This is a genomic window from Promicromonospora sp. NPDC023987 (genome assembly GCF_040639055.1).
Lineage (GTDB): Bacteria > Actinomycetota > Actinomycetes > Actinomycetales > Cellulomonadaceae > Promicromonospora.
Genome location: NZ_JBEZZF010000027.1, coordinates 18,607 through 40,095, shown reverse-complemented (window position 1 = coordinate 40,095; position 21,489 = coordinate 18,607). Strand labels below are relative to the sequence as shown.

The following is a 21,489-nucleotide window of genomic DNA, read 5'->3' as shown; positions in this document are numbered from 1 at the left end:
GCTACAGCTCGCGGCGCGGGAGCTCACCGCGGAGGGACGCCAGGAGCTGGGCCTCGCGCTCGGCGCGGGCCGTGGTGAAGTCCGACCGGAACGAGTGCGCCATCCGGTTCAGCCGGGCCCCTGCGTCGTCCACGGCGGCCGCGGCCCGCTCGCTCACCGCTTCCGGCGTGTAGCGCGCGACGACCTGCCGGCCCTTGCGGATGACGACGACCGTTGCGGCCACGCCGACGCCCACCCAGAACAGCCGGCGGATCATGCGCCGGTCCCGGTGGCGCCCGCGTTCGGGTCGGTGTGCTTGCCGGCCCGGCCCTTGGCCTGGCCGAACGCCTGGCGCACGCCGTAGGAGAAGGCGGCGACCTTGACGAGGGGCTTGCCGAGCGTCGCGGCGTACAGGCCCGTCAGCGCGGACACGTTCTCGCTGACCGACGCCGCCGACGTGGTGATCGTGTCGACCTTGACGAGCTGCGTGTTCGCGGACGCGACGGTGCTCGCGGCCTCGTCCAGGATCGGCACCGAGTGCTCGGTGACGTCACGGACGCTCGTTCGTGCCTCGTCGAGGAGCTTGCCCAGCTTCCACAGGGGAACGGCGAGGAATCCCACCAGGAGCACGAACGCGATCGCCGCGATCAGTCCCGCCACGTCTCCGAGGTCGCCGAGGGTCATGCGCAAGCTCCTACCTGAAGGTCCGCTGGTGGTCAGCTGATGTCCGGCCTGGTCGGACTGCGACCCGTCGGCACGGAACCGTTCGTCACCCTATCCCGGACGCCGCCACCGGCGCCGCCCGACGCAGGACGCCCCGCCTGCGCCGAAGCGCGGACGGGGCGTCCTGTACTGCTCAGCGATGCGGATCAGCGAGCGTAGAACTCGACGACCATCTGCACGTCGCAGGTCACGGGGACCTCGGCGCGCTTGGGCGCACGGGTCAGCGTGGCCGACAGCTTCTCGATCTGGACCTCCAGGTAGCCCGGGACGGCCGGCAGCACGTCGCGGTGCGCGCCGGCGGCCGCGACCTGGAACGGCACGGTGGCCTGGCTCTTCGCCTTGACCTGGATGGTCTGGCCCGGCTTCACGCGGAACGACGGGCGGTCCACGATCTTGCCGTCCACGAGGATGTGGCGGTGCGTCACGTGCTGACGCGCCTGCAGGATGGTGCGGCCGAAACCGGCGCGCAGCACGACGGAGTCGAGACGCGTCTCGAGGTCCTCGACCATGACCTCACCGGTCAGGCCGGCCTGCTTGCGGGCGTTCTCGTACACCTTGAGCAGCTGCTTCTCGCGGAGCATGTACTGCGCGCGCAGACGCTGCTTCTCGCGCAGACGCACCGCGTAGTCCGACTCGGTGCGACGGCGGGCACGGCCGTGCTCACCGGGCGGGTAGGGGCGCTTCTCGAAGTGCTTGACGGCCTTGGGCGTGAGCGCGAGGCCCAGCTTGCGGCTCAGGCGCACCTGACGGCGCGCACGGGTCACAGAAGTCACTGTGATGTCCTGTCCTGTAGTGAGTGAAGGTCACACCCGGACACGGCTCTCCCGTAGAGGGAGACCACACCGGGTGCGGGACCAGCCGATGGAGCGCGGCGATCAGATCAGTGATCGGACCACCACGTTCGCGGGGCCGAGGTCCCAGGGGCTGCCATGGGCAACCTGAACATCTTAGCGCACGTCAGCGCTCCGGCCCGCCGTGGGGCTCGTCACCGTCGGTCGTCCTCGCTGCCGAGGATGCCCCGGATGCGCTCGAGCCGCTCCGAGACCTGCCGCTCGTAGCCGCGGTCGCTCGGGTCGTAGTAGCGCGAGCCCGCCAGCACGTCCGGCAGGTACTGCTGCGGAGCGACGCCGTTCGGCCAGTCGTGCGCGTAGCGGTAGCCGTCGCCGTGGCCCATGTCCTTCGCGCCCGCGTAGTGCCCGTCGCGCAGGTGCGGCGGCACCGTGCCGACCTTGCCGGCACGCACGTCCGCGAGCGCCGCGTCCACGCCGAGGTAGGCGGCGTTCGACTTGGGTGCCGTGGCCAGGTGTACGACGGCCTCCGCCAGGATGATGCGCCCCTCGGGCATGCCGATGAGCTGTACCGCCTGGGCGGCGGCGACGGCGGTCTGCAGCGCTGAGGGGTCAGCCATGCCGACGTCCTCGGCCGCCGAGATGACGAGGCGCCGGGCGATGAACCGTGGGTCCTCGCCCGCGGCCACCATGCGGGCGAGGTAGTGCAGCGCGGCGTCGACGTCGGAGCCGCGGATGGACTTGATGAACGCGGAGATGACGTCGTAGTGCTGGTCGCCGTCGCGGTCGTAGCGGACGGCGGCGACGTCGACGGCGCGCTCGACGTCGGCCAGGCCGATGCGTGGCACGGCGTCGCCGCCCTCGCTGGTCGAGCTCGTCGAGACCTCGTCCGAGAGCACCGCGCCGGCCGCCGCCTCCAGGATGGTGAGGGCCTTGCGGGCGTCGCCGCCGGCCAGCCGCAGGAGGTGCTCGGTCGCGTCGTCGGCGAGCTCGACCGCTCCGCCGAGGCCGCGGTCGTCGGTGACCGCGCGCAGGATGAGCTCGCGGACGTGCTCGGTCTCGAGCGGCCGGAGCGTGAGGAGCAGCGAGCGGGACAGGAGCGGGGAGTTCACGGAGAAGCTGGGGTTCTCGGTGGTGGCGGCGACGAGGGTGACCCAGCGGTTCTCGACGCTGGGCAGCAGGGCGTCCTGCTGGGACTTGGAGAAGCGGTGGACCTCGTCCACGAACAGGACCGTCTCGTCGCCGCCGGTGGCGAGCCTGCGCCGGGCGTCCTCGACGACCTGGCGCACGTCCTTGACGCCGGCGGTGACGGCGCTCAGCTCCACGAAGCGGCGCCCGGACACGGTGGCGACGAGATAGGCGAGCGTGGTCTTGCCGGTGCCCGGCGGTCCCCACAGGATGACCGACGACGGCGCCGCACGGCCGCCCCCGCCGGGCTCGATGAGCCGGCGCAGCGGCGACCCGGGGACGAGCAGGTGCTTCTGTCCGGCGATCTCGTCGATCGACGCCGGGCGCATGCGCACGGCGAGAGGGGACGACGCCCGCGCGGCCGGGGTACCAGCCGTGTCGGTCGTCGCGGCGTCGAAGAGGTCAACCATGCCCCCAGCCTACGGACGGTCACTGACATGCCCGGCCACGTGGGGCGCTGCTGCTGGTCAGGGCCACTCCTCTGGTGGGGTCCGCTCGCTCGGCGCGCGGGAGGACGAGCACGGTGAGATGGTCGCTCGGTGCTCACTTCGCTGTTCGACGCGCTGGGCCGCACCGTCGCTCGCCGTCCGCTGACGACGGTCGCCGTCTGGTTCGTCCTCGCCGCCACCGGGTTCCTCGCGGCCGCCACCGGGCTCGGCGGGTCGAGCCTCCTGGACCGGGTCGAGGTCTCCGCGCCGTCCGCTCCTGGCTCGGACAGCGCGGTGGCGGACGCCGTCCTCGGCGAGGTGGCGCCGGGCGGCGGCGCCGTGTCCCTCGTGGTGCGGGGTGTCGAGCCGGCCGACCCCGCGGTGGCGTCGACGATGGGGTCGCTGAGCGGCCGGCTCGCCGAGCTCGACGGTGTGGCCACGGTCGTCAACCCGTACGTGCTCGACGGCGGTCCGGCCAACCCCGCGGCGCGCGACCTCGTGGCGGAGGGGGGCGACGGGTTCGTCACCTACGTCCTGCTGGAGGACGCCACGGGGAGCGACGTGGGCGCGCGTCGTTCGGGTGCTGCCGCCGCACGGGACGCGGAGGCGGAGCGTGCCGTCGTCCACGATGCCGTGGTGGACCGGCTGGAGGCCGTGCCCGCCGCGCTGCGCCGGGAGGCCGGTGCCGGCGCGGCGACGGCGTCCGGCCTGGTGACCAGCACGGCCCTGGTGGACGACGCGGTGCGCGACCAGGCGAGGGACGACCTGCGGACGGGCCTGCTCGTCGCGCTGCCGGTCGCGCTGGTCGTGGCGGCGCTCGCGCTGGGCGGCCTGCTGGCGGCGGCCGTCCCGCTCGCGGCGGCGGTGGCGGCGCTGGGCACGGGGCTCGGCGTCCTGTACGCGCTGACGTACCTGCCGACCCGGGCCGTCGTCGTCGATGCCTCGCTGCCCGCGGTCGTGGCCATGCTCGCGACGGGGGTCACGCTGGGCAACGGGCTGTTCGTGACGGTGCGGTTCCGCGAGGAGCTGCACGCCCTGTCGGGCCTGGCTGGCGAGGCGCGTCTGCTGCGTCGGCGGCGGCGTGACGGGGTGGTGGTCGAGGCGGTCGCCCGGACCACCGCGACGGCGGGCCGGGCGGTCGCGCTCGCGGGTCTCGCGCTGGCGGCTGCCACGGCCGGCCTGCTCGTGCTCTCCCCCGCCGTCGTGCTCGGGGCCGGGGCGGGCGCCCTGGCCGCGGCGGTGCTCGCGCTGCTCGCGGCGGTCACGCTCGTGCCCGCCCTGCTGACCCTCACCGGGCGCCGGCTCGCGCGTCCGGGTGCGGGCCACCGGGCGGCGGCCGGGCCGCTGGGGCAGCGGTACCGGGTGGTGCGGGAGAGGGCGGCGCACCCGCGGCGCGTGGCCGTCCGTCTCGTGCGCCGACGCCGGTGGGCGGTCGCCGTCGGCTGCCTGGTCGTGCTGCTCGGGCTGGCGGCCCCCGCCGTCGCGCTGCAGGTGCGTTCGACGAGCGCCATCGAGCTGCTGCCCGACGACGCCGAGCAGCGCCGCTTCGTCGAGACCCTCGCCGCCTCCTACCCGGCCAGCGAGGGCGCGGAGGTGACGGTCCTCGCCCGGGCGGCCCCCGGCGACGTCGGGCCGCTGGCTGCCGAGATCGGCGGGCTGGACGGCGTCACCCGGGTCGACGGGCCGAGTACCCTCGACCCGGCCGGGTCGGGGACCGCGCGGGCGGCCACGCAGTCCGTGCACGCCGTGGTGGGCGTGCACACCGGCGCGGCGGGCGCCACGAGCCGGGAGGTCCAGGACGTGGTGCGTGCGGTGCGTGGGCTGGAGGCGCCCTACGAGGTGCTGGTCACGGGCCCGGCCGCCACGCAGGTGGACCTCGCCGGGTCGCTCGCCCAGCGCGGGTGGCCCGCCGCCGCGGCCGTCGCCGTCGCGACGGCGTTGCTCGTGCTGCTCGCGACGGGCTCGGCGACCGTGGCGGCCGCCGCCGTCGCCTCGGGGTGCCTGACGCTCGGAGTCTCCCTCGGTGTGCTGGTCCTCGCGTTCCAGTGGGGCGCGCTGACGCTCCCGCTGGGCGTGGCCTCGGTCGGTGGCATCGAGGCGAACGTCCTCGCCACCGTCGCGGCCCTGGCGTTCGGGCTGGGTTGTGCGCACACGCTGCTGGCGACGTCGCGCGTGGCCGAGCTGCGCGCCGGCGGCACACCCGACACGGACGCGGTACGCCGTGGCCTGCACCGGTCGGGACGGTCGGTGCTCGCGGCCGTCCTGGTGGTCGTGGTGGTGTGCGCCGCGTTCATGGCGGGTGGCGGCCTGGTCATCAACGAGACCGGGTTCGCCGTCATGGTGGCCGCGCTGGTCGACCTGCTGGTCCTCGCTCTGCTCTGGCCCGCCGCCCTGGCCGTGCTGGGCCGCCGTGCCTGGTGGGCCCCACGAGCCGTGCGCAGGACCTACGCCCGCCTCAGCTGACGCCGTACCGGACCTGCGCCGCCGGGGCGTCGGTGGGCCACGGCTCGTTGGGCTCGCGCGGGTCGTCCGGCAGGACGGTCCCCACCCAGGCGTCACGCCGCACGCCGCGCTGCACAGCGTGCTTGCGCAGGGTGGCCTCGACACGGAACCCGAGGCGCCAGGCCACCCGGCGGGACGCCCAGTTGCCGACGTACGCCACCCAGCTCACCACCGACAGCCCGAGCCCTGCCGGGTCGAGGGCCCAGTCCACGACCAGCCGGGACGCCTCGGTGCACAGCCCGCCGCCCCGGACGTCTGCCGCCATCCAGTAGCCGAGCTCACCCGCGCGCTCCTCCCCCTGGCCACCCTCGCACGTGAGACCGACCATGCCGATCAGCGGCCCGTCGACGTCGCCGGGCGCGCGTACCGCCCACGTGTACACGGAACCCTTCGCCCAGCCGTCGGCGACGTGGTAGCGCACGAACCCCTCGGCGTGCCTGCGCTCGTACGGCACCGGCACGACCGTCCACTCGGCGACAGCGGGGTCCTGACAGGCCGCTGTGATCACGTCGACGTCCGCGTACGTGGGGACGGACAGGCGGACGTGCTCAGTGGCCAGGACGAACGGTTCCATGGCTCGATGGTGTCACAGAAATGGCTTCCGACCTGCAGGTTTACTGTTTCGAAACCGCTTCTTCGTCGGGTGGGCCCGCGTCGGGCGGACCCTCGTCGGGCAGGCCCTTGTCGGGCTCCGTGCGCAGCGTGCTGAACACGGACCACGCGACCGCGATCAGGGGGACGGCGACGATCGCGCCGAGGATGCCGCCCACCACGGTCCCGCAGGTCACGCCGAGGGCGACGACCACGGGATGCAGGGAGACCTGCTTGCCCATGATGAGCGGCTGCAGCACGTGGCCCTCGAGCTGGCCGATGCCCGCGATGCCGAGCGTGACGAGCAGCGCCGCCAGCAGCCCGTCGGCCGCGAGCGCCACCACGGCGGCGATGATCATGGCCAGTGGCGCGCCGATGAGCGGGATGAAGGTGCCGATGAAGACGAGCACCGCGAGCGGCGCCGCCAGCGGCACGCCGATGATGGTGAGGAAGATGCCGGCCAGGATGCCGTTGCTGATCGCGACCAGGACGATGCCGCGGGTGTAGCCGGAGAAGGTGTACCAGCCGGCGCCGGCGACGGCGTGCCACCGGTCCCGCGTGCGGACGGGCACCTGGGTCATGAACCAGCGCCACATCGAGGTGCCCGACGCGACGAAGAAGACGGTGCAGAAGATCGCGAGCACCAGCACGGCGACGCCCTCGACGATCGAGCCGGCGCTCTCGGCGGCGCGGCCCACCAGGGTCTCGGCGTTCTGCTGGAGCCAGTCGGCGGCGTCGTCGATCCACTGGTCGCGCGTGTCGACGTCGACGTCGACCCGCAGCGGGTTGTTCTCGATGAGGTCGACGATCTGGTCGATGCCGGTGTTGAACTGTCCGGCCAGCCGTTCCCACTGGCCGGCGACCGAGACGACGACGTAGGTGAGCAGGCCGCCGACCACGAGCACGCCGGACAGGATGGCGGCGGCCGTGGCCAGGGCGCGGGGCATGACCCGGTTGTACAGATCGGTGAGCGGGTTGAGCACGGCGGTGAAGACCAGCGCCAGGAACACCGCCACGAAGACGATCAGGACCTGGGTGACGGCCCAGAACACCAGGGCGACCCCGGCGACGAGCACGATCAGGCGCCACGACCAGCCCGCGGAGGTGCGCAGCCAGGCCGGCGGGACAGGATCGCCGCGCAGCAGGTCGCTGCGTGCGGCTGCGCGTGGTGCTGGGTCGGGCGGTGCGGGGTCAGGCACCGAGTCAGTCTGCCCCATGGGTGGCCGCTGTGCCCTGTGCTGGGGCCGGTGTCGTCCTGCGGAGCGTGCTGAACACGGCCCAGGTGACCGCGGTGAGCGGCACGGCGACGACGGCGCCGAGCAGCCCGCCCAGCACCGAGCCGCCCGCGACGACGAGTGCCATCACCACGGGGTGCAGCGAGACCTGCTTGCCGGTGATCAGCGGCTGGAGCACGTTCGCGTCGATCTGTGCCACCACGACCATGCCGATCAGCACCACCAGCGCCAGCACCGGGCCCTTGGCGGCCAGCGCGACGAGCACGCTGATCACTATCGCGGCGACGGGGCCGATCATGGGGACGAACGCCCCGAGGAACACGACCACGGACAGCGGCAGCGCGAGCGGCACGCCCACGACGCTCAGGAAGATCCCGGCCATGGCGCCGTCGGCCAGTGCGACGAAGAACATGCCGCGCGTGAACCCGGAGAACGCCGTCCAGCCGGCGGACGCCGCGGTCTGCCAGCGGTCGTGCCGGTCCGCGGGGACCAGGGAGAGCACCCACTGCCACATCCGGCTGCCCTGGGTCAGGAAGAACACGGTGCAGAAGATCGCGAGCACGACGGCGGTGGCGCCCTCGGCGATGGTTCCGGCGCTCTCGGCGGCGGTGCCCGCGTAGGCGCCGCCGTTCTCCTGGAGCCAGGCGCCGCCGTCGGCGAGCCACTCGTCGGGACCGCCCAGGCCCGCCAGGAGCGGGATGTCGGTGAGGAGCACGGCCAGGTCGGTGAGACCGGTGCCGAACTGGGTGGCGAGCTCGTCCCAGCGGCTGACCACTGACGAGACCACATAGGTCACGAGCCCGCCGACGGCGAGCACAGCGGTCAGCAGGGAGGCGGCCATGGCGAGCCCGCGGGGCATCACGCGGTCGTACAGGTCGCCGAGCGGCAGCAGCACGGTCGTGAAGACCAGGGCGAGGAACAGGGCGACGAACACGAGCTGGACCAGGCCCACCACGTAGAACACCACGGCCACGGCGGCCACGATGCCGACCAGGCGCCACGCCAGGTCACCGGTGGCCCGGATCCACGGTGCGCCGAAGGTGGTCCCCTGGGAGGGCTGCGCGGCTCCCGGGTCGGGAGCCACCGGGTCCGGGGCCGCCGGCTGGGGGGTGGTCGGCGACTCCGCCGTTGTCGTCGGCGCTATCGTCGGCGCGTCAGCAGTCATCGCCATGCTCCCACTATTGTTTTGGGCGAATTGTCCAAGCGGACGTTAGCGGCAGGTCGCGACCTACGACAACTGGTCGAGCTCGCCCGCCAGGATCGCGTAGTTCAGCTCGGTGGCCCACGCGCCGTCGTCGGGCCGGATGTCGCTCTCGACCAGACGTGCCTCCAGCCGCATGCCGAGGCGCTCGCACACCCTGGCCGACGGCGTGTTCTCCTCGTCGAGGCGCGCGAACACCCGGTGGAAGCCGTAGGTGCCGAAGGCGAGCCCGAGCGCGGCACGGACCGCCTCGGTGGCGTACCCGGCGCCCGCCACGTCCGGGCGGAACCCGTAGCCCACCTCCGCCTGCCCCGTGCCGGGCGCCCACTTCAGGAGCACCTCGCCGATCACCCGACCGCCGGCGCGGTCGACCACCGCGAGGACGAGCACGTCGCCCGGCATGCTGAACGGCGCGCCCGACCAGTCGACCAGCTTGCGCTCGGCCAGTTCGCGCGTCCACGGGGGCTGGAACATGTAGCGGGCCACCTCCGGTCTTGAGCGCCAGGCGAGGAACGCGGCCGCGTCACCCGGGGTGACCGGACGCAGCTCGAGCCGTTCGGTGAGCAGGGGCCAGTGCGAGGTCGTCACACTTCGTGAGTGTGCCAGCCGCCCGCGGACGAGGGCACGTGCGGCGTCCGGGCGGTGCGCCGTGCGGCCCGCCGACCCGCGACCCAGGTCACACGGTTTTCGATTCGGAATCGGCCCGTCGTGCGTGTTATGTTTTTCCCCGCACCGGAACGGCGGGAACGCCGGGATCGGTCCACCTGTCCGGGTGGCGGAATGGCAGACGCGCTAGCTTGAGGTGCTAGTGCCCTTTATCGGGCGTGGGGGTTCAAGTCCCCCTCCGGACACTCTCATCGTCCCGCCGGGCTCAAGATCTTGAGCCCGGCGGGACGATTTCGTTGTGGGTTCGACGGCGATAGCTCTGGGAGATCGCCCGGATCCCGAACTGGGCCACCCAGTGCGATACGTCGTAACCGTGGTCCGAGTCCTCCAACGACCAGAACTCCGGGTGCTCGACCTGATATGTCACGAGCGCGGTGTAGTTGTCCCGGTACCGCGTGTTCCGGGTGGCCTCCCACAGGTGCCACAGCGCGTAGGGGCGGCTGAAGTTCAAGCCGTGCGCATGGATGCTGACCGGTTCGACCACTGGCTCGATCCACAGGTCGGCGGGGACCCGCTGCTCGAGCCAGCCGGCCAGGGTCCTGCGGTCGACGTCCCAGATCTGGGCGACGGCCGCGAGCCGCATCAGGCAAGGCGGCAGGAACTCGGGATAGTCCTGTGCGGTGTCCGCCTCGACCGGGCACAACGCGTCGAGCTCCGGATCGAGAAGGATCTCGCGTGCTTGCTCCTGAACGAAGCCGAGCAGTTCCGCGTCACGGGTGTGCTCGCCCCACAGCTGCAGGTGGATGAGTGCCCACGACACGTTCGGGTAGCTCGGGATGAGAACCAGCTGACGCGCTGTCTCCGGCGACACCGAATCGATGGTCTCGCGGATCCGTGCGACCGCCTCGTCCGCCAGAGGGCGTAGGTCGTGGCGGCCGGTCACCTGCTCGCGCTCCTTGACCAGGGCGAGCATCCAGGAGAACCCGTACGGGCTCTCCCGTTGGCGAATGGTGGTGCGCATGTGCTGGAGCTCCGCCGCGACTCGCTCCGGGGAGTTCTTGGACTCGAAGATCTCCAGGTACCGGGTGTCACCGGTCTCCCGGTACAGGGCGTGCAGCGAGTACGCGGCGTGGACGGCGGAGTGCCAGTCGTAACAACCGTCGAACATCGCACTGCCGCCATCGAGGGCGTCGTTCTGGGCGAAGCAGTGCTCGACCGGAGCGATGAGCTCTTCGAGCATCGCCGTGCGGTTCGAGACGAACCGGCCCCAGCTCCCCGCTCCGTCATCCGCGAATGCGGCCGGTTGGACCGTGGCAGCGAGCAAGCACGCGCTCACCATGGTCGGGATGAGCCGTGCCCCAGGTCGTCTCACGAGTCGCCTTCCCTCTCCCCTGCCGATGGAACCGTGCACACGCTATCGCGCGCACTCGCCTGCACGGCTGGAAGCCGAGCTTCAACCCTGGGGTGGCATCGCCGGGCACCGGAGGGTCCGTAGCGTCGGCGCAAGTCGTTCGCAGACCGGAGGCGTTGATGGGTATTCAGGTGCAGTCGCTGGGCAAGCAGTACGGGAGCACATGGGCGGTGCGCGACCTGTCGTTCGAGGTGCAGCCGGGGAAGGTGACCGGGTTCCTGGGGCCGAACGGGGCGGGCAAGTCCACGACGATGCGGTCGATCGTCGGCCTCGACCGTCCCACCACGGGCGAGGCGCTGATCGACGGCGTGCGGTACGCCCGGCTGCGCGCGCCGCTGCGGGAGGTGGGGACGGTGCTGGACGCGGGATCCGCGCACCGGTCCCGCCGTGCCGTCGATCATCTGCGCACGGTCGCAGCCACGCACGGATTCCGCGCGGCTCGGATCGACGAGGTGATCGGGCTGACCGGCCTGGAGAGCGCGGCACGCGTCAGGGCGGGGAAGTTCTCGCTCGGCATGGGTCAGCGACTGGGGATCGCCGTCGCACTGCTGGGTGACCCGCACACACTGATCCTGGACGAGCCGGTCAACGGACTGGACCCGGACGGCGTGGCGTGGATCCGGGGGCTGCTGGGGGCGCTCGCCGCCGAAGGGCGCACGGTGTTCCTGTCCTCCCACCTGCTGAGCGAGCTGGCGCTGGTCGCGGACCACGTGGTGGTGATCGGGCGGGGCGAGCTCATCGCGGATGCCCCGGTCGCGGAGCTGACCTCCGCTGCCGGCCGGACGCTCGAGGAGGCGTACGTCCACCTGACCCGGGACGCCGTCGAGTACCGCGGCGGTGACGTGGGCGGGGCTCAGGCCGGCGGCGCGAGCGGCGGCGGGTCATGACCGTGGCACGCGCGGTACAGGCCGAGTGGGTCAAGTTCTGCTCGCTCCCGTCGAACCCGGTCACCGTGCTCGCCGCGTTCGCCGTGATCATCGGGCTCGCCGCGATGCTGCTGTCGGCCAAGGACGGCAGCGGTCCCGTTCCGGCGCCGACTCCGACCGAGCTGCTGGCCGGGGTGACGTGGGCGCAGATCGTGCTGGCAGTGCTCGCCGTCGTGATGATCTGCTCCGAGTGGGCATCGGGCACGAGCAGGGTCACGTTCCTGGCCGTGCCGACCCGGTGGCCGGTACTGGCCGGGAAGGTCGCGGTCGTCGGCGTGGTCGGACTGGCCGCCGGTACCGCCGGAGGCGCGACGACCTTCGCCCTGGCCTCCGCCACGGGAACCGACCTGGGCGCGGAACCCGCCCTCACTGTCCGGCTGGTCGCCGGCGCCGGGCTGTACCTGGGCACCATCGCGGTGCTCGCGCTCGGGATCGGGGCTATCGTGCGCGACCTCACGGGCTCGATCCTCGCGGTGGTCGGGTTCCTGTGGGGCATGCCGTTCGTCGCCACCATGATCCCGGTGCCGGAGGTCCAGGAGCTCGCGGTCTACCTGCCGACGTCGGCGGGCGTGCTCCTGCTCGCGCCCGACGGCGCCTTCACTGAGCTCACGCCCTGGGGCGGCTTCGCCGTCCTGCTCACCTGGACGGCCGCCGCGCTCGCCGGTGCCGTCATCACGCTGCGGGCCCGAGATGTCTGACCGGTACGAGCAACATGGAGGTAGTCCGATGACCCGCCGAAGCACCCTGACCCCGGCCCGACCCCTGTTCATCGGCGCGGTCGCGGCCGAAGCCGTGAAGCTGTGGACGCTGCGCTCCCACCGCGTGCTCAGCGCCGTCGCGCTGCTCGTGATCATCGGTTCGGGTGCGCTGCTCTCGGTCAGCACGCAGGCCCGGCTCACCGATCCTCGGTTCGCCGGGCAGACCATCACCGCCGAGCCGATGCAGTTCGTGGACAGCGTGCTGTGGGCGCAGATCGTCGTCGCCGTGCTCGCCGTCCTCGCGGTCACCGGCGAGTACACGTCGGGGCAAGCCAGGCTGTCGCTGCTGGCCCTGCCGGGACGGTCACCCTGGCTCGCCGCCAAGGCCGTCGTGCTGGCCACGCTCGGATTCCTGATCGGCGTGCTCGGCGCGGCCGGCAGCCTCGGGCTCTCGATGCTGATCCTGCCGGGGTCCGACGTCGTGTACACGCCCGAGCCCGGGGAGGCCGTCGTGCTCGCGCTTCATTCGGGGGCGTATCTCGGGGCCATCGCGGTCCTCGCCACGGGTCTGGCAGCCGCGCTGCGCCACGTCGCCGGCGCGCTCACCGCCGTCCTCGGGCTCCTGGTCGTGGCACCGCTGCTGCTGTCGTCGATCCCCGGGATCCAGAGGGCTGCCGACTACACACCCACCTACGCGGGGCGCAGGCTCATCTCCGACTTTCCCTCCGTCGCGCCCTCCGTCGCGCAGCTCGAACCCTGGGTGGGGTTCGGCGTCCTCGCGCTGTGGGCGGTCGTCGCGCTGCTCACCGCGGGCGTCCTGCTCCACGCGCGTGACGCCTGACGGACGGCTGACCTGTGGCAGCGCGCAGAATGGACCCCGGACCTGAGCCGACACCCACTGCGAGGACGGGGACGATGACGACCGAGAGCCTGCGGGTCGAGGCGACCGACCTGACCCGTCCGCCGTCGCCCCTCGCCGTCTGGCTGCGCGGGCATCCAGGCGCCGTGGACACCGCTGTGATGGTCGCCGCGGGACTCCCCCACCTGCTCGCGCTGGGTTTCCGCGCCGAGGACACCGCGTGGTGGGGGTACCTGCTCCTCGCCGTCGCCGCCGGGATCCTGCTGGCGCGTCGCAGATGGCCGCTGACGGTGCTGATCGTCACCGCCCTGGCCGGCGCGCTCAGCTCGCTCACGCAGCCGGGGTTCGGCTTTCCGACCATCCCGTTCGCCGTCGCCCTGTACACCGTCGCCTCCCGCGAGACGACGACCCGCACGCTGGTCGGCTACGGCACGGCGATGGCGGTGGCCATGCTCGCCACCGTCCCGTACTCGCTGAGCGGGATCCGCCCGGAGCTCGGCTCGCTGATGCACCCGGTCTCGCTGATCGCCCTCGCCGCCGGGTTCCTGGTCAAGAGCCGGCGCGACCACACCCGCTGGCTCACCGAGACCGTGAACCAGCGGATCGAGAACGCCGCCCTGACCGAACGCACCCGCATCGCAGCCGAGATGCACGACCTCGTGGCGCACTCGCTCACCGTCATCGTCACCCTCGCCAACGGCGCGAGCAGCGCCGCGCGGAAACACCCCGAGCGGTCGCAGGCAGCAGTGGAGAAGATCGCGGAGGTCGGCCGCGACGCGCTCGACGACATGCACCGCACCCTGGCCCTGCTCCGCGACGCCGACGCAGGGCTCGATACGAACCTGCACCGCTCCGGCGACAACCTGCCCACCCTCGAGGAGCTGGTCGAGGGTTTCCGGGATGCGGGGCTGCCCGTCACGCTGACCCGGACCGGGCCCGAGCTGCCCGCGGACGCCGCACTCCGGCAGGCCGTCTACCGCATCACGCAGGAGTCGCTGACGAACACGCTCCGGCACGCGCACGGCCCTACCGGGGCAAAGGTGGCGATCGACCACAGCGACGGCGGCGTCGCCCTCACCATCACGGACGACGGCGGGCCGGTCACCCGGCAGGGTCCGCCCGGGCACGGGCTGGTCGGCATCCGGCAGCGTGCCGCGGCCCACGGCGGCGACGTGGAGTCCGGGCCGCGGCCGGGCGGCGGCTGGCGTACCCGGGTTGTCCTGGGTACCCGCGGCACGAGCGCCCTCCCGGACTCCGGAGGAACGAGCAACGAGAGGAACGGCCCCGCAGATGGCTGAGCCACGTCCGCAGATCCGCGTGCTCCTCGTCGACGATCACGCCCTGATCCGCACCGGCAACTCCCTGGTGCTCGCCGCGACCGACGACATCGCCGTCGTCGGCGAGGCCGGCACCGGGGAGGAGGCCATCGCCGTTGCCCGAGCTCTCCAGCCGGACGTGGTGCTCATGGACGTACGGATGCCCGGGATCGGCGGCATCGAGGCGACCCGTCGCATCACCGGTGCACGTCCTGGCACGAAGGTCGTCGTGCTCACCACGTTCGACCTCGACGCCTACGCCTTCGAGAGCCTGCGGGCCGGCGCCAGCGCCTTCCTCCTGAAGAGCGCCACACCCGCCGCGCTCACCGACGCGATCCGTACCGTCGCGGCCGGGGACGCCGTCCTCACGCCCCGGGTCACCGGACGTCTCATCGAGGCCCACGCAGAGGCCCTGGACCGCGCCGACGCCGGTCCCCCGTTACGGTCCCTGCTCTCACCGCGCGAGTACGACGTCCTCCTCGGTATCGCACGAGGGCTGTCCAACCCCGAGATCGCCGCCGAGCTCACGCTCGCGCTGCCGACGATCAAGACCCACGTCAACCGCATCCTGGCCAAGCTCGGTGCCCGCGACCGGGTGCACCTCGTCATCCTCGCGTACCGGCACGGTATCGCTCGGCCCGGCTGAGCGGTGGGGCAGCTGCTCCGCTTCAGTGGCCCAGCTCGCCGATCGGAGCGCCAGAGAACCCAGAGGCTTCGGACGCGCCGAGCTCGATAGCGGCCTGGATCAAACTGCATCACATTCCCTCTTGACGGCCCCGAGCTCCCGGGGCGAGTCTTGTCGCGCAGTCATCCCCGTTTTCGAGCAATGGAGACCGCCATGCGTGCACACTTCCTCGGCAAGGACCCGCAGTCCGGCAAGGATGGGTCACCCACGCTGTTCGCCACGGACCGGACCGACCGCGAGACCTTTCTCGTCCAGGGCTGGAAGGTGACCGACGGCGACGCGCTGTCCGACGTCGGCCCGGTCCCCGGGCACGAGGACGTCGTCGAGGTGCCCGTCGAGATCCTGGAGATGTATCTGGCCCACAAGGAGGCAGGCTCCTGACTGCCCTGCTCCCGATCGGGCCCCGGTGGCGCGAGCTGTTCGAGTCCTTCGAGCACACCGCGTTTCGGCTCGAGGTCCGCGACCGGTACAACGTGCCCAGCGAGCAGGGGCCGCTCCACCGGCTCCTGGTCGAGCATGTCGAGGACCCGAGCTGGCTCGACGACTGGCTGGTCGAGATCCGTCAGGCCACCGACGCCGGCCGTCGGTTCCGACGGGTCCGGGTCGTGTCGCTCCCATTGAGCGGCTACAGCCGGTTCGGCCTGACGTACTCGAGGTACAACAACGACGCCGGCGAGGACATCCGGTACCTCGCCCGCGACGACGCAGCCGGGCTGCCCGATTTCGACTACTGGCTGTTCGACTCCCGGACGGTCGCCCGGATGCACTTCGACGATCAGGACCAGCTGCTGGGCTTCGAGCTCGTCGAGGACCCGTCCTTGGTCGTCGACCTCAACTTCCAGCGCGACGCCGCATGGCACCGCGCCATCACGAGAGACGATTTTGCCGCGAAGCACCTCGACCAGCGCTGACGTCAGCGACGCTCGCAACGAGCTCGCGGGACGCCTGCGCGAACTGCGGCGAGCTGCCGGCCTCACCGGCCAGCAGCTCGCCCAGGTGCTGTCCTGGCAGCCGTCGAAGGTCTCCAAGATCGAGCACGCCAAGCAGACACCGTCGGACGACGACATCCGCACATGGTGCCGGGCCGCGAGCGCCGAGCAGGATACGGAGAGCCTGATCGCCGCGCTGCACACGCTGGAGTCGCGGCATGCGGAGTGGCGACGGCTGCTGCGTGGTGGCCTCGCGTCGTTCCAGGACCACCACGCGCGCGACGAGGAGCCCGGGACGATCTTCCGGGGGTTCTGCCCGGTCTACGTACCCGGCCTGCTGCAGACGCCCGAGTATGCACGTGCCCGGTTCATCGAGAGCGCCCACCAGTTCGGGCACCGCCAGGACATCGACAGCGCGGTGGCCGCGCGGATGCGTCGGCAGGAGATCCTGACCAGGCCGGGCAAGAAGTTCCGGATAGTCATCACGGAGGCGACGCTTTCATACACGCTGTGCTCCCCCGAGGTAATGCTGGGGCAGATCGGCAAGCTGATCTCGTTCTCGATGCTGCCGAACGTCCGCCTCGGCGTCATCCCGTTCGACACGTTCTGCGCCGTCGCCCCGCAGCACGGATTCTGGCTTCGCGACGAGGACCTGGTCACGGTGGAGACGTTCTCGGCCGAGCTCAACCTCGCTCAGCCACCCGAGATCGAACTGTACACAAAGGTGTTCGAGACGCTCGCCCTGGCAGCCAGCTACGAGCGCAAGGCCCGCACCCTGCTGAACGACGCACTGGAGACAGTCGCCGACCGCCTCCGCGCATCCGAGCAATCCTGAGCAAGTTTCTCGCCAGGTCTGTTTCATGTCCCTAACCTCCAAGGCGTGACCTCAACATCGCCTCAGCCGCAGGCCCTGCAGCGCATGGACACCACGCCGGCGCTGGTCGCCTGCGACATCGACGGCACGCTCGTGCGCACCGGCCACCCCGTCAACCAGCCCGTACGCGCTGCGGCCTCACGGGTCCGTGCCGCCGGCCATCACCTCGTCCTGGCGACGGGCCGCTCGCTGGTCGGCGCCCTGCCGGTCGCGGTGCAGCTCGGGCTCGACGACACGTGGCTCGTCACGAGCAACGGCGCGATCACGGCCCACCTCGTCGAGGGCTATTACGAGATCACCAAGCAGCACCTCGTCGACGCCGAGACCGCCATCCGCATCGCTCTCGCCGAGGCACCCGTCGTGCGGATCGCGGCCGAGATCGTCGGCGACGGCTACCGCGTGAGCACCCCGTTCCCCGACCACGAGCTCAACGGCCGCCAGCGCCCCGCAGGGGACCTCCGCGAGTTCTGGACCAACCCGACACCACGCCTCGCCCTGCGCGGCCACGCGGCCTATCAGCTCGTGCCGAGCCTGCGCGCGGCCGGCCTGACGGCGATCGCCACCACCCTGGATTGGGTCGACGTCACAGCACCTGGGATCTCCAAGGCGACCGCGCTCGAGGAGATCCGCACCCACCTCGGTGTCGAGGACCACAACACCGTCGCGATCGGCGACTCGGAGAACGACGTCGAGATGCTCGACTGGGCAGCATGCGGCATCGCCATGGCCCACGCGCCCGCGTTCGTCATCGCCGCCGCGGACCGCACCACCGGCACCATCGACGACGACGGCGCCGCGAGCGCCCTGCTGTCACTGCTGGCGTGAGCGACGACATCGATCTTGGCCACCCGCGCTCACTTGAACAGCTGGTCTGCCGCGACGGACAGCCGCACCTCGGTGCCCGCGACCGAGGCGATCTGGTCCGCCTCGACGTATCGATGTCCCGCGAACATGCCGCTGGCGTCGACTCGGACGTAGCCGAGACGTGCGAGCCGCTCCTGGGCCTGTTCGCTCATGCCGCTGTCGGTGCTGAAGATCTCGGCGAGCGACGTGAGGACGTTGCCCGACGTCTCGGAGGACTGGCCGGCGCCGGTGACGGCACCGGCGTCGGCCATGCGCACCTCGTCGACGGTTCCCACCTCCTCGCCCCCGGCGTCGACCACCGTCATCCCGGTGGTCACCTCGCGGATCGGTCCTTCGGGCCCTACGAACTCGCTCATGTCCGTCCTCCTCTTCGTGGGTTCTCGTGACTCATGTGGCCGTCCCGGCCGCCGCTCACCACCCGGGACGGGTCGGGCGTCAGGTACTGGTCTTCGGCACGATGCTGATGCCGCCGGAGGCTTCCAGGACGGCCCACTTGATCTGGTCCATCCGCTCCAGGCCCTGCGACTCCCTGGCCGCGCTGAGCACGTCGTCGGTCGTGATCTGCTCCTTGGTCATGGCTTCCTGGAGCGGTCGACCGTTCTCGACGACGATCACCGGGAGGCCCTCGGCGACGCGCTTGAATCGGGGTAGGCGCCACGAGGCATAGTCGAACAAGCGCTCGAGCAGGACGAGAGTAGCGATGACCAGAGCGGCCTGGGTGATGGAGAAGTCCTCGCCGAGAAGTGCCTGCTGGGTCGCCTCGCCGACGATGAGCAGGATGATGAAGTCGAACGTGGTCACCTGGGCCATCGACCGCTTGCCGGTCAAGCGGAAGATGACCAGCAGGACCGCGTAGATCGCCACGGCGCGCAGGACTGCATCCATCGAGGCCTCCTCAGGGCAGGACGAACTGCGAGAACGAGACGGACCGGCCGGCGACGGTGATCTCACCGCGCAGCGGGCCGTACTCCTGGGCGCGGAAGCTCACGGTGACCTCGAGGCGATCGGTGTCCTCCACGGCGAACTCCAGCACGAGCCCGCCCGCCGCGACCCTCTGCTCCGTTGGCTCGGGCGAGATGCCGCGGACGTCGACGCCACCGGGCCAGGTCCCGGTGAGCTCCACGGTGACGGTGCCGTCCGAGACCGCCTCGGGCCCGAACGCCAGGGTCACGCTGTCGTCGGCCTTGTGGTGCGTGACGCGTTCGAACGCGACCGTCACGACGCCGTCGCCGCTGTCCCTCTCGGTCCAGCTCAGCGGCCCGTTGCCGAAGAGCCCCGCCAGGGCCGCCACGACGGCCAGCACCAGCAGAACGGTGCCGCTGCGCTGCCACATCCATTCACGGCGCTGAAAGCCCTCATCCTGTTCGATGTCCAGACCTATCGGCCCCCTCAGCTCACCTGTCGCCGTGCTACGCCGCCACCAGTGTGGCCCGCAAGCACCTTGTTCGCACGTGCTCAGCCGGCTCGCTGAGCACGGCCGTAAGCAGCCAGCACGGTCGCCGTCGTCCCTCCGGTGTGCAGGTACCCGGAGTCGAGCACCTCCGCAAGGCCAGTCAGACTGACGTCGAGCATTCCACCCGCGTGTCGCACCTGTGCCGAGCCGGACTCCTGAGCCGCCGCGGAGAGCTCCAGCACATACCCAGCCATCGAGGCGAGCGAAGTGCTCGCGTGCGGATCAGCGAAGTAGTAGATGACCTCGTACTGCGTGAAGTCCACGCGAACCTGATCGATACCCGCCGCCAGGTCACGCAGGATCGTTGCCACCGCGCCAGGATCCATGCCGCCCATGAGCTCCACCGTCCGCATCCCGCGGAGCCCGTGCACGTGCAACGCCACAGCGCGACGCCGTGCCAGCGCGGGGTAGACCTCCAGGAGCCACGAGACCCCCGCGGAGAGCAGGGCGAAACCGATCAGACCCTCGACAGGAGCCGCCAGCCGCAGCCACCAGACCGCTGGAACCACGTCACCGAAACCGAGCGTGGTCAGCGTGACGACCGAGACATAGAAGGCGTCGACGAGGTCGCTGCGCCGCGTCGGATCGAGGCTGGTGCTGTAGGAGAACCCGGTCTCCATGTTCGGCCAATACACCAGGGCCCACCCGATGACGACGAGCCCTACCCAGACCACCGTCACGACCACCATCGCCGCCGGCCCGCTCAACCTCACCGCACGCGTCCCGAGGCGGTGACAGAACCACCACACGAAGCTCGTCACCGCCACGCTGATACGGCCGCGTCCGCTGGGATGCAGCAGAGTCTGGAACACGTCCCGCAGCGCCGCCAGCACGAGGAGAACCCCGACCGCGGTCGCCACGGCTGTCAGAAACACGTCGGCTCGCCTCGGCTACCCGCCCCGAGCTTCACCTGCGCCTCTGGTCCGTCCATGGCGAGCCACGCTACGCATGGCATCCGGGTATCGCCATGCCGGGCCCTGGGCACATCCGCGGGCCGCCCGTTCATAGGTGTCCACCCGTCGACGGTCGCGTTCACCGACTCACCGCCGGGCAGGTCCTCCAGCCTCCTCGTCGAGTGCCCGGACGACCTGCTCGACCGAAGCCAGGAAGACGCTCGCCTGGTCGGCAGGCCATTCCGCGAAGAGCGCAGCCAGACGTGCGTTGGGCTCCGCGTAGAGCGCACGGAACCGCTCCACACTCGTCGCGTGGACACCGATCGAGCGGCGGTCGCGCGAGTCCGATCGCCGCTCGATCCAGCCCTCCTTCTCCAGCCGAGCCAGGACACCCGTCATGGTCGCCAGGTGAGTGCGCGTCCGGCGTGCCAGGTCCGTCGGCGTCTGCCGCCCCTCGCGGTGCAGGACGTCGAGCACGGTGAGATCGCTGTCCCTGAGCTTCGCGACGGCGGCCACATCACGGTCGACGGTAGCCACGGCGGTACGCAGCTTCCGCAGGGCGAGAAGGAGCTCGTGGGGCTCCGGCGCGTTGGTCATGCGCTCATCCTCCTGGTGAACACGGGGTACGGCGTGATCCCAGCGTCGCGCAGGCGCCGGCGGACGACGCGGTGGAAGCTCGGGCGGAGCATCTGACCGGCGAGGAACGGGACCACACCGCCAGGGATCACGGCGTAGTTCACGATCAGGAACGGCGCGTCGGGCTCCGCCTCCAGCAGCGTGGAGTTGTCGACGCCCAGGGTCTCCGCGTACCAGGGCGCGACCGCCTTCCACGCCTCCACCGCGTCCTGAGGCGTCACCGGCCCGGCGAAGTGGTTCAGCAGGACCTCACCGTCCCGAGCCTCGGTGTCGCCGATCCTGCCCGAGTTGCGTCCCGTCAGCACGAGCTCCGGTACAGGCAGGCCGAGCGCCGCCGCCCGCTTCGCGACCTCGTCGCCCAGGCCGCGATCACCATGGACCAGAACAGCCAGGTCGTACCGTGGTCCGCCTGCGATCGGCGGGATGACTGTCGCCTCCAGCGCGTGCGCGGTCCGCACCCCGAGCTCGCCGGCGAGCTCCCGCGCCAGCCCGATGAGGTGCTCCCTGTGCGCGTCCCGTCGCGCGCTCGCCCGGACGACGGCGCCGGCGAGGCGCACGTCGATGTCCCAGGTGACGTAGGTGAACCAGCCGTCGAGCGGCTCGTCGAATCTCATGTTCCTCCCTATGTAGTATGACACTCATATTATATGAGTGTCATAGCATCCGGAAGGGGTGCAAGAAGATCGCCTCGCGGTCGGTCCCGA

25 protein-coding genes and 1 tRNA gene are annotated in these 21,489 nt (G+C 71.5%); 11 read left to right on the top strand and 15 right to left on the bottom strand.

Going from position 1 to position 21,489, the window contains the following annotated elements; all coding sequences use genetic code 11:
* Window position 1 precedes the first annotated feature (1 nt).
* From AB0F40_RS14010 to AB0F40_RS13995, 4 genes are all read right to left on the bottom strand, one after another.
* Window positions 2–256, bottom strand: a complete 255-nt coding sequence (locus tag AB0F40_RS14010; protein WP_357468169.1) for a hypothetical protein — start codon at window positions 254–256, stop codon at window positions 2–4.
* Window positions 253–663 (bottom strand): DUF948 domain-containing protein, encoded by a 411-nt coding sequence (locus AB0F40_RS14005; RefSeq protein WP_357468166.1) that lies wholly within the window; start codon window positions 661–663, stop codon window positions 253–255. Before AB0F40_RS14005 ends, AB0F40_RS14010 begins: the two co-directional genes overlap by 4 nt.
* A gap of 185 nt (window positions 664–848) precedes the next feature.
* On the bottom strand, window positions 849–1,475 hold the full coding sequence (rpsD, locus tag AB0F40_RS14000) for a 30S ribosomal protein S4 (protein WP_357468163.1): 627 nt from the start codon (window positions 1,473–1,475) through the stop codon (window positions 849–851).
* Between the two features lie 212 nt (window positions 1,476–1,687).
* On the bottom strand, window positions 1,688–3,088 hold the full coding sequence (locus tag AB0F40_RS13995) for a replication-associated recombination protein A (RefSeq protein WP_357468160.1): 1,401 nt from the start codon (window positions 3,086–3,088) through the stop codon (window positions 1,688–1,690).
* Window positions 3,089–3,217: 129 nt separating this feature from the next.
* On the opposite strand from AB0F40_RS13995, the gene AB0F40_RS13990 reads away from it, so the two are divergent.
* Window positions 3,218–5,569 carry an MMPL family transporter gene (locus AB0F40_RS13990; protein WP_357468157.1) on the top strand — a complete coding sequence of 784 codons (2,352 nt, stop codon included), beginning with the start codon at window positions 3,218–3,220 and terminating at the stop codon, window positions 5,567–5,569.
* Here the strand turns inward: AB0F40_RS13990 and AB0F40_RS13985 are convergent.
* Genes AB0F40_RS13985 through AB0F40_RS13970 form a run of 4 tightly spaced genes read right to left on the bottom strand, consistent with a single transcriptional unit; the run spans window position 5,562 to window position 9,223 of the window.
* Entirely contained in the window at window positions 5,562–6,182 is a 621-nt protein-coding gene (locus tag AB0F40_RS13985; RefSeq protein ID WP_357468154.1) for a GNAT family protein, read from the bottom strand. The genes AB0F40_RS13990 and AB0F40_RS13985 overlap by 8 nt on opposite strands.
* 40 nt (window positions 6,183–6,222) lie before the next feature.
* Entirely contained in the window at window positions 6,223–7,398 is a 1,176-nt protein-coding gene (locus tag AB0F40_RS13980; RefSeq protein WP_357468151.1) for an AI-2E family transporter, read from the bottom strand.
* Between the two features lie 4 nt (window positions 7,399–7,402).
* A complete protein-coding gene (locus tag AB0F40_RS13975; RefSeq protein ID WP_357468148.1) occupies window positions 7,403–8,605 on the bottom strand; it encodes an AI-2E family transporter in 1,203 nt (400 codons plus the stop codon).
* 57 nt (window positions 8,606–8,662) lie between these two features.
* The gene (locus AB0F40_RS13970; RefSeq protein WP_357468145.1) at window positions 8,663–9,223 is read right to left on the bottom strand and encodes a GNAT family N-acetyltransferase; all 561 of its coding nucleotides are present in this window, start codon (window positions 9,221–9,223) and stop codon (window positions 8,663–8,665) included.
* 178 nt (window positions 9,224–9,401) lie between these two features.
* On the opposite strand from AB0F40_RS13970, the gene AB0F40_RS13965 reads away from it, so the two are divergent.
* Window positions 9,402–9,486, top strand: a tRNA-Leu gene (locus AB0F40_RS13965).
* 20 nt (window positions 9,487–9,506) lie between these two features.
* Here the strand turns inward: AB0F40_RS13965 and AB0F40_RS13960 are convergent.
* Window positions 9,507–10,613, bottom strand: a complete 1,107-nt coding sequence (locus tag AB0F40_RS13960; RefSeq protein ID WP_357468143.1) for a DUF2891 family protein — start codon at window positions 10,611–10,613, stop codon at window positions 9,507–9,509.
* Window positions 10,614–10,771: 158 nt separating this feature from the next.
* Here AB0F40_RS13960 and AB0F40_RS13955 point away from each other — a divergent pair, with 158 nt between their 5' ends.
* The 9 genes from AB0F40_RS13955 to AB0F40_RS13915 all read left to right on the top strand — a co-directional run bounded on the left by AB0F40_RS13955 (window position 10,772) and on the right by AB0F40_RS13915 (window position 17,764).
* Window positions 10,772–11,539 carry an ATP-binding cassette domain-containing protein gene (locus AB0F40_RS13955; protein ID WP_357468140.1) on the top strand — a complete coding sequence of 256 codons (768 nt, stop codon included), beginning with the start codon at window positions 10,772–10,774 and terminating at the stop codon, window positions 11,537–11,539.
* Window positions 11,536–12,276 carry a hypothetical protein gene (locus tag AB0F40_RS13950; RefSeq protein ID WP_357468137.1) on the top strand — a complete coding sequence of 247 codons (741 nt, stop codon included), beginning with the start codon at window positions 11,536–11,538 and terminating at the stop codon, window positions 12,274–12,276. Before AB0F40_RS13955 ends, AB0F40_RS13950 begins: the two co-directional genes overlap by 4 nt.
* A gap of 28 nt (window positions 12,277–12,304) precedes the next feature.
* Complete coding sequence (locus AB0F40_RS13945) at window positions 12,305–13,117, top strand: hypothetical protein (RefSeq protein WP_357468135.1); 813 nt, start codon at window positions 12,305–12,307, stop codon at window positions 13,115–13,117.
* Window positions 13,118–13,191: 74 nt separating this feature from the next.
* Window positions 13,192–14,433, top strand: coding sequence for a histidine kinase (locus tag AB0F40_RS13940; protein WP_357468132.1), 1,242 nt, complete (start codon window positions 13,192–13,194; stop codon window positions 14,431–14,433).
* Complete coding sequence (locus tag AB0F40_RS13935) at window positions 14,426–15,097, top strand: response regulator transcription factor (protein ID WP_357468130.1); 672 nt, start codon at window positions 14,426–14,428, stop codon at window positions 15,095–15,097. Before AB0F40_RS13940 ends, AB0F40_RS13935 begins: the two co-directional genes overlap by 8 nt.
* A gap of 192 nt (window positions 15,098–15,289) precedes the next feature.
* Window positions 15,290–15,517, top strand: coding sequence for a hypothetical protein (locus AB0F40_RS13930; RefSeq protein ID WP_357468127.1), 228 nt, complete (start codon window positions 15,290–15,292; stop codon window positions 15,515–15,517).
* The gene (locus AB0F40_RS13925) at window positions 15,514–16,047 is read left to right on the top strand and encodes a DUF6879 family protein (RefSeq protein ID WP_357468240.1); all 534 of its coding nucleotides are present in this window, start codon (window positions 15,514–15,516) and stop codon (window positions 16,045–16,047) included. Before AB0F40_RS13930 ends, AB0F40_RS13925 begins: the two co-directional genes overlap by 4 nt.
* Entirely contained in the window at window positions 16,019–16,900 is an 882-nt protein-coding gene (locus AB0F40_RS13920; RefSeq protein WP_357468125.1) for a helix-turn-helix transcriptional regulator, read from the top strand. Before AB0F40_RS13925 ends, AB0F40_RS13920 begins: the two co-directional genes overlap by 29 nt.
* A 45-nt stretch (window positions 16,901–16,945) precedes the next feature.
* Entirely contained in the window at window positions 16,946–17,764 is an 819-nt protein-coding gene (locus AB0F40_RS13915) for an HAD family hydrolase (protein ID WP_357468122.1), read from the top strand.
* 29 nt (window positions 17,765–17,793) lie between these two features.
* Here the strand turns inward: AB0F40_RS13915 and AB0F40_RS13910 are convergent, their stop codons facing one another.
* The 6 genes from AB0F40_RS13910 to AB0F40_RS13885 form a co-directional block, all read right to left on the bottom strand.
* Window positions 17,794–18,159 carry a hypothetical protein gene (locus AB0F40_RS13910; protein ID WP_357468119.1) on the bottom strand — a complete coding sequence of 122 codons (366 nt, stop codon included), beginning with the start codon at window positions 18,157–18,159 and terminating at the stop codon, window positions 17,794–17,796.
* Window positions 18,160–18,238: 79 nt separating this feature from the next.
* The gene (locus tag AB0F40_RS13905; protein WP_357468116.1) at window positions 18,239–18,688 is read right to left on the bottom strand and encodes a YetF domain-containing protein; all 450 of its coding nucleotides are present in this window, start codon (window positions 18,686–18,688) and stop codon (window positions 18,239–18,241) included.
* A 10-nt stretch (window positions 18,689–18,698) separates the two neighbouring features.
* Window positions 18,699–19,136, bottom strand: a complete 438-nt coding sequence (locus AB0F40_RS13900) for a hypothetical protein (protein WP_357468113.1) — start codon at window positions 19,134–19,136, stop codon at window positions 18,699–18,701.
* 122 nt (window positions 19,137–19,258) lie between these two features.
* Window positions 19,259–20,131 (bottom strand): potassium channel family protein, encoded by an 873-nt coding sequence (locus tag AB0F40_RS13895; RefSeq protein WP_357468110.1) that lies wholly within the window; start codon window positions 20,129–20,131, stop codon window positions 19,259–19,261.
* Between the two features lie 165 nt (window positions 20,132–20,296).
* Entirely contained in the window at window positions 20,297–20,746 is a 450-nt protein-coding gene (locus tag AB0F40_RS13890) for a MarR family transcriptional regulator (protein WP_357468107.1), read from the bottom strand.
* A complete protein-coding gene (locus AB0F40_RS13885) occupies window positions 20,743–21,399 on the bottom strand; it encodes a hypothetical protein (RefSeq protein ID WP_357468105.1) in 657 nt (218 codons plus the stop codon). The genes AB0F40_RS13890 and AB0F40_RS13885 overlap by 4 nt, the downstream gene beginning before the upstream one ends.
* Window positions 21,400–21,489 lie beyond the last annotated feature (90 nt).